Annotated in this window: 17 protein-coding genes; 16 read left to right on the plus strand and 1 reads right to left on the minus strand. The window is 49.3% G+C overall.

The window, feature by feature from the left end:
* Positions 1-38: 38 nt before the first annotated feature.
* The 4 genes from ACQ4MX_RS26780 (at position 39) to ACQ4MX_RS26795 (ending at position 2,480) form a co-directional block, all read left to right on the plus strand.
* Positions 39-545: a gamma carbonic anhydrase family protein gene (locus tag ACQ4MX_RS26780; protein ID WP_431088277.1), complete on the plus strand. Its 507-nt coding sequence runs from the start codon at positions 39-41 to the stop codon at positions 543-545.
* Between the two features lie 22 nt (positions 546-567).
* Positions 568-747, plus strand: coding sequence for an IDEAL domain-containing protein (locus tag ACQ4MX_RS26785; RefSeq protein WP_025682222.1), 180 nt, complete (start codon positions 568-570; stop codon positions 745-747).
* Positions 748-918: 171 nt separating this feature from the next.
* A complete protein-coding gene (locus tag ACQ4MX_RS26790) occupies positions 919-1,578 on the plus strand; it encodes a DUF1405 domain-containing protein (protein WP_431088279.1) in 660 nt (219 codons plus the stop codon).
* 56 nt (positions 1,579-1,634) lie between these two features.
* A complete protein-coding gene (locus ACQ4MX_RS26795; protein WP_431088281.1) occupies positions 1,635-2,480 on the plus strand; it encodes a sporulation protein YpjB in 846 nt (281 codons plus the stop codon).
* Between the two features lie 77 nt (positions 2,481-2,557).
* Here ACQ4MX_RS26795 and ACQ4MX_RS26800 read toward each other — a convergent pair whose 3' ends face one another.
* Positions 2,558-3,427 carry a YitT family protein gene (locus ACQ4MX_RS26800; RefSeq protein ID WP_431088283.1) on the minus strand — a complete coding sequence of 290 codons (870 nt, stop codon included), beginning with the start codon at positions 3,425-3,427 and terminating at the stop codon, positions 2,558-2,560.
* A 214-nt stretch (positions 3,428-3,641) separates the two neighbouring features.
* Here ACQ4MX_RS26800 and ACQ4MX_RS26805 point away from each other — a divergent pair, with 214 nt between their 5' ends.
* The 12 genes from ACQ4MX_RS26805 to ACQ4MX_RS26860 all read left to right on the plus strand — a co-directional run bounded on the left by ACQ4MX_RS26805 (position 3,642) and on the right by ACQ4MX_RS26860 (position 13,548).
* Positions 3,642-3,971: a nucleotide pyrophosphohydrolase gene (locus ACQ4MX_RS26805; protein WP_431088285.1), complete on the plus strand. Its 330-nt coding sequence runs from the start codon at positions 3,642-3,644 to the stop codon at positions 3,969-3,971.
* A gap of 50 nt (positions 3,972-4,021) precedes the next feature.
* Positions 4,022-4,540: a tetratricopeptide repeat protein gene (locus tag ACQ4MX_RS26810; RefSeq protein ID WP_025685879.1), complete on the plus strand. Its 519-nt coding sequence runs from the start codon at positions 4,022-4,024 to the stop codon at positions 4,538-4,540.
* Positions 4,541-4,570: 30 nt separating this feature from the next.
* Entirely contained in the window at positions 4,571-5,374 is an 804-nt protein-coding gene (gene dapB / locus ACQ4MX_RS26815) for a 4-hydroxy-tetrahydrodipicolinate reductase (protein ID WP_431088287.1), read from the plus strand.
* Positions 5,375-5,432: 58 nt separating this feature from the next.
* Complete coding sequence (gene mgsA / locus ACQ4MX_RS26820) at positions 5,433-5,870, plus strand: methylglyoxal synthase (protein ID WP_134913910.1); 438 nt, start codon at positions 5,433-5,435, stop codon at positions 5,868-5,870.
* The gene (gene bshB1 / locus ACQ4MX_RS26825; protein ID WP_431088288.1) at positions 5,867-6,559 is read left to right on the plus strand and encodes a bacillithiol biosynthesis deacetylase BshB1; all 693 of its coding nucleotides are present in this window, start codon (positions 5,867-5,869) and stop codon (positions 6,557-6,559) included. Before mgsA ends, bshB1 begins: the two co-directional genes overlap by 4 nt.
* 130 nt (positions 6,560-6,689) lie before the next feature.
* The gene (bshA, locus tag ACQ4MX_RS26830; RefSeq protein WP_431088289.1) at positions 6,690-7,853 is read left to right on the plus strand and encodes an N-acetyl-alpha-D-glucosaminyl L-malate synthase BshA; all 1,164 of its coding nucleotides are present in this window, start codon (positions 6,690-6,692) and stop codon (positions 7,851-7,853) included.
* An 87-nt stretch (positions 7,854-7,940) separates the two neighbouring features.
* Positions 7,941-9,263, plus strand: coding sequence for a CCA tRNA nucleotidyltransferase (locus tag ACQ4MX_RS26835; RefSeq protein WP_431088290.1), 1,323 nt, complete (start codon positions 7,941-7,943; stop codon positions 9,261-9,263).
* Complete coding sequence (locus ACQ4MX_RS26840) at positions 9,256-10,236, plus strand: biotin--[acetyl-CoA-carboxylase] ligase (protein WP_431088291.1); 981 nt, start codon at positions 9,256-9,258, stop codon at positions 10,234-10,236. The genes ACQ4MX_RS26835 and ACQ4MX_RS26840 overlap by 8 nt, the downstream gene beginning before the upstream one ends.
* Positions 10,237-10,574: 338 nt before the next feature.
* Entirely contained in the window at positions 10,575-11,522 is a 948-nt protein-coding gene (gene panB, locus ACQ4MX_RS26845) for a 3-methyl-2-oxobutanoate hydroxymethyltransferase (protein ID WP_431088292.1), read from the plus strand.
* Positions 11,519-12,457: a pantoate--beta-alanine ligase gene (gene panC, locus ACQ4MX_RS26850; protein WP_431088293.1), complete on the plus strand. Its 939-nt coding sequence runs from the start codon at positions 11,519-11,521 to the stop codon at positions 12,455-12,457. The genes panB and panC overlap by 4 nt, the downstream gene beginning before the upstream one ends.
* Positions 12,450-12,833, plus strand: coding sequence for an aspartate 1-decarboxylase (panD, locus tag ACQ4MX_RS26855; protein WP_134913923.1), 384 nt, complete (start codon positions 12,450-12,452; stop codon positions 12,831-12,833). The genes panC and panD overlap by 8 nt, the downstream gene beginning before the upstream one ends.
* A gap of 82 nt (positions 12,834-12,915) precedes the next feature.
* Entirely contained in the window at positions 12,916-13,548 is a 633-nt protein-coding gene (locus ACQ4MX_RS26860) for a tetratricopeptide repeat protein (protein ID WP_431088294.1), read from the plus strand.
* The last annotated feature ends 14 nt before the right edge of the window (positions 13,549-13,562 follow it).

Raw genomic sequence — 13,562 nt, forward strand, 5'->3', positions numbered from 1 at the left:
TGTTGATAGAATTCACCCAAAATGAGAGGGTGAAGTTGATGCTGATTCACTATAACGGGAACATGCCACAGCTCCATTCATCTGTCTATGTGGCAGAAGGAGCAAAAGTTGTCGGAAAGGTAACGGTCGGCCAAGATTCCTCAGTTTGGTTCAATGCCGTACTGCGCGGGGATATGGCGCCTGTCATCATCGGTGAACGCTGCAATATCCAGGACGGTGTCGTGGGACATGTGAACACGGACCAGCCCCTGGTGCTGGCAGATGATATTTCGGTGGGACATGCTGCAATTATCCATGGCTGTACGGTAGGCAAAGGCACTTTAATCGGTATGGGGGCCATTGTACTCAACGGAGCTGAGCTTGGTGAATATGCTTTAATAGGAGCAGGGTCGGTCGTTACGGAAAATACCAAAATACCACCCTATACTCTTTCTCTCGGTACACCTGCCAAAGTGGTGCGAGAATTGACAGACGCAGATTTGCAGCGGATGTCACGGACGGCACTCAGCTATGTGGCGAAAGGAAAAGAATATAGGATCTCTTAAACTCATGTTGGAGGTGCATCCTATGGATAAAATGAAGGTTACTTATGAAGTAATGTTGGGCCTGTCTGCTGAAATGGTTTTGGACGAGGCATTACGTAAACACCGGAGTGAAAAGCTCTACAAGGATATTGATGAGGCGCTGGCCTCCGGAGATGAAGTAGCTTTTCGTCATCTTACGGATGAACTGAAAGCGATCAATTGAGCCGTTTCAGGAGATCTGATCTTGGGTAACAGACCCATTGGCAGTACAAGACTATAATCATCAAGCCTGACCGTAGCAGCGGCCAGGTTTTTTTGATACGCTTTTATATGATATAGTCTTTGTAGATGGAGCCTTTACGGGGCATCTATCGTATGAACGGAGGATGAGGACGTGTCGTTGTCTTATTTGTGGAGCCGGTCGTTCTTGACGAGCCGGCCCTTTTTGTGGCTGTTGTTCTGGTGTAACCTGGTTGGAACCGTGTATGGGTACATATGGTATGGAGGGCAATTGGAATACACGCTAAACTACCACCCGATATGGCAGATTGTATTTGTGCCTGATAGTCCGACGGCCAGCCTGTTTTTTACGATTTCTGTATTATTCCTGCTTTATCCTCCGCGCCTGAAGGGGTTGAAGGTCATTCGCCAGCTGATGGAGGCGTTAGCTGTGGTTACGAGTGTAAAATACGGCATCTGGGCTTCAGCTATTATTTTTTGGGGTGTCGCGCAGGGAGGGCATATGATATGGCAGGATTGGATGCTGGTAGCATCTCATACGGCAATGGCAGTCGAAGCCTTGCTGTTCGTTCGTTTTTTCACCTGCAAATGGGCGGCTCTGTGCGTAGCAGCTTTGTGGACACTGTTAAATGATACGGTCGATTATACATTTGGCATATATCCGTATCTTCCGAGGTTGCTAACGGATGATGTACCACAAGTGCGTACTTTTACCTATATGCTGACCCTTTTCAGTATCGCAGCTTCATGGCTTGCCATGTATGTGCGCAATCGAATGGCCTTTCCTATTGCCCAAGATGCGGCTGAGCGCTAAAGCCAAGTTCTAGTCCCTGTAACCTTGCCATACAGTAAGGTGAGGAGGGATGTCCCATGGTTTGTAGTCAGGCGTTTCGTGGTGTGCTGCGTGTTGTTTCGGGAGTTGTGTTATCTATGGTCTTGTCGCTTTCCGTATGTTTCCCTCCGGGCATTGTGGAAGCGCGGGATCAGCCCAAGTCCACGAGTAATGCAAAGGAAATAGAGGAACTGGATCGTACGGCTGCGATGTTGTACCGGGATGTAATGGATGGGAATATTGAAAAAGCACGCGCCGATGTAGCGGAGGTAAGCCGATGGTTCAGCACGGGTCAGGTACAGGCTGCGCTGTCTGTGGAGGCCATTCATGCTTTGTCCGGCAGTATCCTTGAGGTACAGCAAGCTACACAATCCGTGCAAGCATCGCCGGATGAATGGGTAAAGGCCGCTGCCAATTTGCGGCTTGCGGCAGATGCGATAGCGCATCCGCGCCAGCCATTATGGCAGCAGTATTATAAAATTTTAAAAGAAGATGTCAGCGGCTTAAATAGCCAGTTTGCTAAAGGCAATATGAAGGGTTTCGCCGCCGGAGCAGCAGTGCTGGAGGATCATTACGAGACGATCCGAACGGCGGCGTTGATCAGCGGCAAAACAACCGAGGTTGTTCGAACGGATTCATGGATTTCTTACGTTAAGGGATTGGGGAACCAGCAAAATGCGGATGCTTCAGCGATTAGAGGGGCACTGGAGCAGGGAAACCCGACATTCAATGCCTTGTTTGGACGTGAAAAAGATGCTACCGCACTGGCTCCATTCATTCCGCATGAAAGCGAGCGCCGGGCAGAACTAGCAATCGGTTTGACGATCCTGCTGACCCTGGCTTATGTGGGTTACCGTAAGTATCGATCCGGTTTCTCTAGTTAAGGCTGAAATGCTGCCACCGACTTCGCTGTCATGGATAAAATGAATATATGCCCTGACTACTTGCCCGGATTTCCGGGCTATTCCTCTTTGAAGCCCTCCCCGTGTACATCATGCACATCCTGAATGATGATGAACGCTCGTGGATCAACCGATTTCACAATTTGATGCAAACGTCGTATTTCCTGACGGGATACGACACAGTAAGCAACATGCTTGGTCTGCTTGGAAAATGCACCCATAGCCGGAATAATAGTAACACCGCGATCCATATCCTGTGTAATGATATCCGCAATATCCATCGTATGGTCACTGATAATCATAAAGGCTCTGGCGGAGTAGGCCCCTTCCTGTATAAAATCAATGATCTTCGATGCGATAAACACAGCGACCAGCGTATACAGGATTTTTTCCTTAGGTATGTACAGCAGCGATGCACCGATGATGACGATATCGATCACCAGCAAAATCCTTCCCATACTCCAGCCAAACTTCCGGTTCAAAATACGAGCGATAATATCCGACCCGCCGGTGGTACCGCCAAACCGGAATACGATACCTAGCCCGGCCCCGAGCGTAACCCCGGCATATAATGAAGAAAGTATAAAATCGTGCTCGGTCTGAAACGTGCCCATCCACCCGAGGTGAATCATTTTTTCAAACAACCACAGAAAAAAAGTGAGCGCCCCGATGCCAACCCCGGTATAAATAATTTGCTTGCTCCCAAGCATTTTCCATCCGATTAAAAATAGAGGAATGTTCAGGAGTAATGTGGAAAGGGATGGGGAAATCGAGAAAGCATAGTTCAGCAGCAGGGTGATACCTGTGATGCCGCCTTCCATCAGCTTGCTGGGTATAATGAAATAAAGCAGGCCGAATGCATAAATAGCAGTGCCGAGCACAATGGGTAAAATGATTTTAAGCTGTTCAATAGACCTAGATGTTTTCATATAATCCCTCACAATGGCAAATTGGGATGAACGATTTGATATTTGATTTTGGAGCAGATCGTAGATCCTTATGTTTAGTATACCTTTTTATGGTAGCTTTAAAAGACAGACCATTACAAGATGTGAGTAATTTCACATTAAAAAAATATTTGTTTTCAAATGTGCTTTAAGATAACATATGAATAAACCTGCACATTAGAGGGGATTGTGTTTCATGGAAAAATCGCTTGATGAAATTCAACGTGAGGTAGACCAATATATTTCCCAATTCAAAGAAGGATATTTCAGCCCGCTGGCAATGCTGGCCCGGATGTCCGAGGAAGTCGGGGAGCTGGCCAGAGAAGTCAATCATTCCTTTGGCGAGAAACCGAAAAAAACGGATGAGGCCGACAATTCGATTGAGCTGGAGCTGGGAGACATTTTGTTTATCACGGTCTGCTTTGCAAACTCGCTGGGTATTAATTTGACTGATGCTCATAATAAGGTCATGCATAAATTTAACACACGTGATGCGAATCGCTGGACCAAAAAGGACACCGATTAGGCGTTTTGTACATATGCTGTACCAAACCGGTTACCCGGAGGTGCGGTGTCATGAAGGCGGAGGAATACGTTCAGAAAGCTTATCAGTGTATTTTACAGAACGATTTTGAGCAGGCCGTGGAATGGTTCGAAAAAGCAATTTCCGCTCAGCCTGATCATGCGGAGCATTATTTCCGCTGTTCGGTCACCTATGCCCGCAGCGGGCGGATAGAGCAGGCGCTTGCTTATGCGGGCGATGCGGTTCGTCTGGCCCCGCAGCAGGATGAATATGTGCTGCATTTGCATACGTTGGAGGCCAGACAGCAGACGGAGAAAGCCAGAAAGATGCTGGATGTCGATAAAGCTACGCCACAGGTGCGCAGAGATGCAATCCTGCTGCTGGAACGGGCAATTGCCCTTGATCCGCTATGTGGTGACGCTTTTATGCTGCTTGCATTGGTTTATGCTGAAATGAATGAATATAAGCTGGCTGTGCAGGCTGCTCGTGAGGCGGCCGCTTTGTTTCCTCACAATGAACAGCTTGCCAATCTCATGAAGAAGTTATGCCAACAAATGAATGAACAGATCTAGCACGAATTGATGCGTAAGGAGTTGTAAGATATGCCAGAGCCAATAAAAGTGGTTGTCGTTGGAGCAGCCGGGCGTATGGGCCGTGAGGTTGTCAAATTGGTTCTCCAGGATGAAGAACTTCGGCTGGTAGCCGCAGTAAACAGAACGAACGCCGGCAGTGATGCCGGCCTTCTCGTCGGACTTCCAGAAGCAGGCGTTGCTATTGTGGAGGATGTAGAGCAGGCTTTGCTGGATAGTCGTCCGGATGTGATGGTCGATTTTACAGGTCCTCGTTTTGCGTACGCACATACAGCGCTTGCGATCAAACATGGCGTTCGTCCAGTTATTGGGACAACAGGATTTACACCGGAACAGATTGACGAACTGGACAAGCAGTGCCGGGAACAGCAAATTGGCGGTCTGATTGCGCCCAACTTTTCAATAGGAGTTATTTTGATGATGCGGTTTGCGGCTCAGGCTGCTAAATACTTCCCTCATCTGGAGATTATCGAATATCATGGCGACCAGAAATTGGACGCGCCATCGGGAACGGCAATTAAGACCGCAGAACTCATCGCTGAGCAGCGACAGGAGTTGCGTCAAGGGAACCCGGAGGAGGAAGAAGCGCTCGAAGGATCACGCGGCGGCTACTACCAAGGGTTCCGTATCCACAGTGTCCGTCTTCCCGGTGTATTCGCACAGCAGGAAGTTATTTTCGGAGGATTTGGACAATCCCTCAAAATTCGTCAGGACTCCTACGAACGGGCAGGCTACATGCCCGGCGTCAAAATCGGCATTCAAAAGGTAATGGAGCAACCCGGACTTGTATACGGTTTTGAGCATTACATTGATTAAGAAATAACGCGAATGAATTGACGAACGGAATTATAGAATGAGGCAGGGGGAATTTGGAATGTTCAAGATTGCATTTATAGCGCATGACCGCAAAAAAGATGAAATGGTTAACTTTATAACCGCGTATGAGCATGTTTTTACAGGACATCAATTGTATTCAACAGGTACAACGGGTCTGCGCATTATGGAGCAAACGAAGCTTCAAATTCACCGCTTTATGTCAGGGCCGCTCGGAGGTGACCAGCAGATCGGGGCCATGGTCGCGCAAAATGATATGGATCTGATTATCTTCCTGCGTGATCCGCTAATGGCACAGCCGCATGAGCCGGATATTAGTGCACTGCTGCGTCTGTGTGACGTGCAGGGTATTCCTTTGGCGACCAATGTTGCGACTGCTGAAATATTGGTCAAGGCTCTGGATCGGGGCGATTTTGCTTGGCGTGAGCTGGTACATAAATATAAACCAGGCATTGATCAGCAGGATGATATAAAATGACACTGGACATATTGATTTTTGGAGCTCATGCCGATGATGCTGAGATTGGTATGGGAGGCACGATTGCTAAGCATACAGCCGCTGGTTTAAAGGTGGGCGTATGTGATTTGACGCGTGCTGAAATGTCATCCAATGGCGATGTAGATACCCGTATGGCAGAAGCCGAAGATGCTTCAAAAGTGCTGGGCCTTGCTGCACGGACGAATTTGGGACTGCCTGATCGGGGTTTGTATGCTACACCGGAGAATGTAGCCGCAGTGACCGCGGAAATTCGGCGTCATGCGCCGAAAGTCGTATTTGCTCCCTACTGGGAGGATCGGCACCCTGATCATGTCATGTGCAGCAAGCTGGTGGAGGAAGCGGTGTTTAACGCCAAGCTACGTCGATTTATGCCGGAACAGCCTGCGGTGCTGGTGGAGCAGTTATATTTTTATTTCATTAACGATATCGGCAGAACGGATCTGATTGTGGACATTACGGAGCATGTTGAAGCCAAGGAGCAGGCATTACTAAGCTATGCTTCCCAATTTCAGGCTGCACCGGGTAAAGACACGGTATCCACGCCATTAAACCAGGGGTATGTTGAGCGTGTAAAAGCCCGGGATTCGCTGTTGGGTCAGCGTAAGCTGATTTTGTATGCAGAGGGCTTTGCGTCCAAAACGCCTTATCTGGTTAAGCTATTCACATAAGGGATTATAAAAATCCAGACACATAAACAATAAATAGAATCCGTTCGTGTAGCGGTTATATATGCGCACTGATTGGTGTGGCACCAACATTGAAAAGTCATCACCGGTGGTCGGAAGGAGGCAGCTTAACTTGAATGACAAATTGAAAATCGGAATTACCTGCTATCCGTCGTTGGGCGGTTCCGGCGTAGTGGCTACAGAGCTGGGCAAGCTGCTTGCCGAAAAAGGGCATGAGGTCCATTTTATTGCCAACAGCATTCCGTTCAGATTAGGCGGGGAATTCCAGAAAAATATTTTTTATCATGAGGTTGAGGTTAACGACTATTACGTGTTCAGATATCCGCCTTATGATCTGTCGCTGGCGACCAAAATGGCTCAGGTCGCACAAATGAAAAATTTGGATGTACTCCATGTTCACTATGCTGTACCGCATGCGGTATGTGCTTATTTGGCAAAGGAAATGGTGGGCGACCATCTCAAAGTGGTAACAACGCTTCACGGCACAGACATTACGGTGTTGGCGCAGGATGAATCGTTGAAGGATCTAATCCGGCTGGCAATCAACAAAAGTGACGCTGTAACAGCGGTTTCCAAGGATTTGATTCGCGAGACGATAGATGCGCTGGAGATTACACGCCCTATTGATTTGACCTACAATTTTGTGGATAAACGAGTGTATTATCCGCGGGATGCAGCTGCGTTACGGAGAGATTTTGCCCTGCCTAATGAAAAAATTATGATGCACATTTCAAACTTCCGTCCTGTCAAAAGAGTGGGAGACGTGCTAGATATATTTGAAAGAGTGCAACGCAAAATACCTGCAAAGCTGCTGCTGGTTGGAGAAGGACCCGACCTTCCAAAAATTCGCTGCAAAATCGAAAGCTTGGGCTTGCAGGATAAGGTTTTCTTTTTGGGCAAGCAGGATCAGATCGCTGAAGTGATTTCTATGGCGGATGTGCTGCTGCTTCCATCGGAAAAGGAAAGCTTTGGACTGGTTGCGCTGGAAGCGATGGCTTGTGGAGTACCAACAATTGGTTCCGAGGCAGGAGGAGTGCCTGAGCTGGTTGTTCACGGGAGTACAGGTTATCTTGCTGAAATCGGCAATACCGAGAGGATGGCGGAGTATGCGGTGCAGCTATTATCGGATGAAGCGATGACAGAGCGTTTTCGTGAAGCCTGTCTGGTGCGGGCTCGTACCGTATTCTGTGATAAGCTGATTACTCGTCAATATGAAGAAATATATTACCGTGTGTTGGGACGCGAGGTGCCGGATCTTAAACCGATCAGCGTTTAAGGAGGCGGACTCGTGTCCGTTTTTTTATGATAAGTCATTTGTATAATAAGTCTTTTTGAAAACTTTATAAGCAAAGGGGGAAACCCTGTGAAAATAAACACTTGGCAATATGCTGACCCAGAGATGGCTCTTCATGGCAAGGAAGTCATACATATACTAACCACAGCCGGCTACGAGGCTTACTGGGTCGGCGGTTGTGTACGGGATGAACTATTAGGCCGAGCTATTCATGATATGGATATGACCACATCGGCTGAACCTGAACAGGTCATAGCACTGTTCCCCCATGTCATTCCGACTGGGATTCAGCATGGGACGGTTACGGTGATGCAGGGAGGGCATCCGTTCGAGGTGACTACTTTTCGGACAGAAAGCGGTTATGCTGACCATCGCCGTCCGACAGAAGTCGCTTTCGTGAAGGATATCCGCGAAGACCTGATGCGGCGGGATTTCACGATGAACGCGATTGCCATGGATGAACATGGGGAAACGGTGGACCCGTTCGGAGGGGAAGTCGATTTGCGAGCCGCTATTGTTCGTTGTGTGGGACGAGCTGAGGAACGATTTGAGGAGGATGGGCTGCGAATGCTACGCTGCATTCGTTTTGCATCCGTATTCCGGTTCCGTATAGCCTATAACACATGGAAAGGCATGATCCGTCGTAAAGAGGGACTTCGTTACATTGCGATGGAACGTGTGCGTGTTGAGCTGGAAAAGATGCTGGCCGGGCCGGACCCTTTGCGTGGACTGGAAATGCTGGGTCGAAGCGGCTTGCTCTCGTGTACGAAGGTTCCGGTTCCCTGGGAACAATGCGAAGCTCGGGCGCTCAGTGGAATGGTACAACTGCTGGAAGAACTGCGGTGGGGGTTACTGTTGCTGTCTTGCAGACTTACCTCAGAGGCAGCGGATGAGTTGTTAAGAGCATGGACTTTCTCCAACGGTGTACGCTTACGGTTGGTGCATCTGTTGGAATGGGAGCGCGTGTTAACGGACAGTGCTATTTCGATAGCAGACAGTTCCACTTCGGTGGAAGGTGAAGGAATCAACGATGAGGCGTTACGCCGTAGCTGGATTCGACTGTTAATTAAATGGGGACGGGATATCTCGTCTGACTGGCTACAGCTTTATAAGTCATTGCCTGCTTCGTTTCGTGGATTACCCCCACGGGCAGAAAAGCATGTAGCGAGAATGGCTGAGCTGGCAGAGGCGTGGACTAAGGATGCCGCAGTTGTTCGTATCAAAGATTTAAATATTACTGGAAATGAACTGGTTCAGGCGATGAATCGACCGGGTGGTCCTTGGCTGGGTCAGACGATGGAACGACTTTTGCTGGCTGCCGCCTGCGGAGATATTCCAAATGAATTAGAAGCATTGCTTCAAGAAGCGAAACGGGTGATGAGTAGTGAATAATCATGAAAGACTATTAGGCATACTGGAGGAAGATTCATCCGATTACGTATCCGGGGAGGAAATCAGCCGTCGCCTCTCGGTTAGCCGTACGGCCATATGGAAGCAGATCAACAAGCTGCGTGAGCTGGGCTACAACATTGAAGCTTCCTCGCGTCGGGGTTATCGGATTGTTTCCCGACCCGATCGACTGGAAGTCTCTAAACTGGCATATATGCTAAATACCCAATCGTTCGGACAGCGTATCGTTGTGCTGGACTCGACGGTCTCTACCCAGCAGGATGCGATGCGTCTGGCAGAAGAGGGGGCACAGCAGGGGACGGTAGTTCTGGCGGAGGAACAGACGGCGGGCCGGGGACGTTTGGGCCGAAAGTGGTTTTCACCTCGGGGCAAAGGAATCTGGATGAGCATTGTGTTGCAACCAAGCCAGCCCTTGGCCTTCACTCCACAGTTAACGCTGCTTACAGGCGTAGCGGTATGCAGAGCCATTCGTCGGTTGACGGGTGTGGAAGCTGGCATCAAGTGGCCGAATGATCTGCTTGTTCATGATCGCAAAGTGTGCGGTATTCTGCTGGAATCTGCAACAGAGGATCAACGGGTCCGCTACTGTATTGCAGGTATCGGCATTGATGTTAATTTAAATACAGAGGATTACCCGGAAGAGCTGTCACGGTTGGGGACATCCCTGAAAATAGAGGCTGGTCGCGAAATCGATCGTACTGCACTGATTGCTGCCGTGCTGGAAGAGATGGAGCAGCTATGTGCGTTATATGCGGATCAGGGTTTTAAGCCTATAGCTATGCTGTGGGAGGCGCTATCCGTGACGATGAATCGCTTCGTGCGGGCACATACGGGACAAGGGAGTGTGGTGGAAGGTACAGCCGTCGGCTTGGACCCTTCCGGTGCGCTAGTGGTTGAAACGAAGCAAGGAGAGCGAATACAGGTCGTTTCCGGTGATATACAATTGCAGGTGTAGCCTTAGCTGAGCATAGCGACTACAATTGTTCTTTTTCTATGCAAAACTTCACGTGAAAAAGCTGATGTTTTTTGTTATACTGTGCAGGAGGTGGCATCGGACGGTCTGAGCTGCACTCCGGGGCATATGCTCCACCACTGCAAGCAAGTTTGACCATCATAACTTCATTTGAAGGTTACGTTGGATTCTGCTCTGAGCCGAACAGGACCGAGACAGAAGGGACGATCTCAAAATGAGTGTCTTTTTTGGCTGTTCGGACCTTTTGATGACGCAAATGTACAGGCGTTCATAAAAGGTTATTTTTTGTGCCAAAAAAAGATGGAAGGGAGCCATGTACCATGGCAGGAAAGCACGCACTGAACATTGTGAAAATGAAAAAAATGAAGCAGGAGGGCATTCCGCTCAGTATGCTGACCGCCTACGATTATCCATCGGCTAAAATAGCCGAGGAGGCGGAAATTGATATGATTCTCGTGGGTGACTCGCTGGGCAACGTCGTTCTCGGCTATGATTCGACCATTCCCGTAACACTGGATGATATCGTGTATCATTCTAGAGCGGTAGCTAGAGGCGCGGAGCATACGTTTATTGTAGCGGACATGCCGTTTATGACATATCACGGCAGCGTATCGGAAAGCCTTCAGGGCATCCGCCGTCTGATGCAGGAAGGACACGCGCATGCTGTCAAATTGGAGGGCGGTGCAGAGATTGCCGACGTCGTAAAAGCGACTGTTCAGGCAGGCGTACCCGTACTGGGTCATATCGGTCTTACACCGCAGTCGGTCAATCAGCTTGGCGGCTACCGCATTCAAGGCAAGGACGAAGCGGACGCACGGCGGCTGATGGCAGACGCCAAGGCGCTGGAGCAGGCGGGGGCCTTTGGCATCGTGCTGGAGCTGGTGACAGAGGAAGTGGCAGCGGCTATTTCCAAAGAACTGTCCATTCCGACCATCGGAATTGGCGCAGGACGCGGATGTGACGGTCAGGTGCTTGTTTATCACGACCTGATTCAATATGCATCGCCTTATTACAGCAAACGTTTTGTCAAAACCTATGCCGATGTCGGCGGCTTGATCCGTAGTAGCATTGAGCAGTATGTGAGCGATGTGAAGGGGCGAGCCTTCCCGGCTGAAGAGCATGTGTTCAGCGCCGACGACAGTGTTGTAGAGGCTCTCTACGGCCATAAGAAAGGTCAGGAAAAGGCGCAAGTGCAGGAACAAGAAGAACAAGAGGAACAAGAGGAACAAGAGGAACAAGCTAAGGAAAAGGTGGAATCCCGGTCATGATTATCGTAAGAGAAGTGGCTCAGCTGCGGCAGGCCATTGCTGAACGCCGACAGCTCGGCGCAGACGGAGCAAAAGCGGAACAAGGTTCCGCTGCTATACGGCCACATATAGTCGGCTTTGTGCCGACGATGGGGTATTTACATGAAGGCCATGCGAGCTTGATGCACAAGGCGCGTGAAATGGCAGATACGGTGGTACTTAGCATTTTTGTAAACCCGATTCAATTCGGACCTAACGAGGATCTCGATAGCTACCCTCGCGATGAAGCGCGTGATTTAGAGGTGGCGCGGCGTGAAGGCGTGGATATCGTATTTTTACCAACTGTAGCAGAAATGTATCCACAGCCAACCCGTACGAAAATAAGCGTAGCCGCTTTGACGGATCGGTTATGTGGCGCTTCCCGTCCGGGACATTTTGATGGTGTGACGACCGTAGTTGCCAAGCTTTTTAACATGATAGGTCCTGATCTGGCCTTCTTCGGCATGAAGGATGCGCAGCAGGTAGCGGTGCTCCAGCAGATGGTGAACGACCTCAATATGAACGTGACCATCGTGCCTTGTCCTATCGTCAGAGAGGCCGACGGTTTGGCCCTTAGCTCGCGTAATGTGTATTTGAGCGCGGAACAGCGGGAGCAGGCGTTGGTGCTGTCACAGTCACTGCGCAAGGTGCGTGAAGTGAGCGAAGATGATGTGCAGAATACGTTTACGATCCGTCAGTTATACCAAATGGTGGAGACTACGATTACCTCCTCACCATTGGCTGACATTGACTACATTGAAATCTTAACCTTTCCAAGTCTGGAGCCCCTTCTTCCCAAGCAGCGACTAAGTGATGTCGAAGAAGACATCATTGTAGCGCTGGCTGTAAAGTTTGGGAACACTCGACTGATTGATAATATGAGAATACAGAAGGCGGAGGTGCTTTCCCATGTTTAGAACGATGATGAAATCCAAAATTCACCGGGCAACGGTTACCGAAGCCAACCTTAACTATGTGGGCAGTATTACTATTGATGAGGATCTGATGGAGACTTCCGATCTGCTGGAGAATGAAAAGGTTCAAATTGTGAACAATAACAATGGAGCCCGGCTGGAAACTTACGTTATCCCCGGACCGCGTGGTAGCGGTGTGATTTGTCTCAACGGCGCAGCAGCGCGTTTGGTGCAGCCTGGTGATACGGTCATTATTATTTCCTACGCTTCCATGTCGAATGAAGAGGCCAAAACATACAAACCGACCGTTGTATTCGTCGATGAACATAATAAACCTGCCCAAAAGGCGAACAAGGAAGTACACGCCACGATCATGTAATGAATGGGAGTGCGGATGAAACCCGTCCTTTAAGCGAAAAATGTGAGTGTATTAATCCATCTTTCGTAAGGGCGGGATGCACATGTTCCAGCATGTATTCGCAGAAATGAACAGCATGTTAGATGATATCGTGAAGCATTACCCATCAGCCCAGGGCTCCCGCAGGCAGGAGTTGCTACAGCACTGGAGTTTGCTGCGGAGAATGAGTGACGGAATTATGGATGAATGGCTGGCCTTTGAGGAAAAAATGGTTCGCCTGCGTGCTGCAGGTTTTTCCGCAGAGTCTGGTATGTCTGACGCTGAGCTGCCTGAAAAGGAGCTGCCAGCTTTTACTCGGGGTCAAGGGTATTACCGACTGCTCATGTATCCTGAGGCCATCCGCCAATTTGAACAGGTGCTACATCATTTTCCGAACAGTTGGCAAAGCCAGATGTATATGGGGATGGCGTATTTCCAACTGGAGGACACAGCGGAGGCTGTACGCCATTTTCAGAAGGTGCTGCACCTGACAGACCAGCCCGGGCTGAAAGCGGTCATTTATAATGCGCTGGGCTGTCTTATGGCGAAGCAGGCTGATGTAGAGGAGGCGCAAAAATGTTTTGCTCTCGCGCATCAGTTCGATCCTGCTTTGCCCGAGCCGTTGCACAATATGGAAGCCTGTTTGTCCGGTGCCGGAATGCTTCGGTACGACAGCTCCATGATGACCTGGCTATAGTTGTCAGACACCGA

Source organism: Paenibacillus sp. 8b26, from assembly GCF_050626875.1.
Classification (GTDB): Bacteria; Bacillota; Bacilli; order Paenibacillales; family Paenibacillaceae; genus Paenibacillus.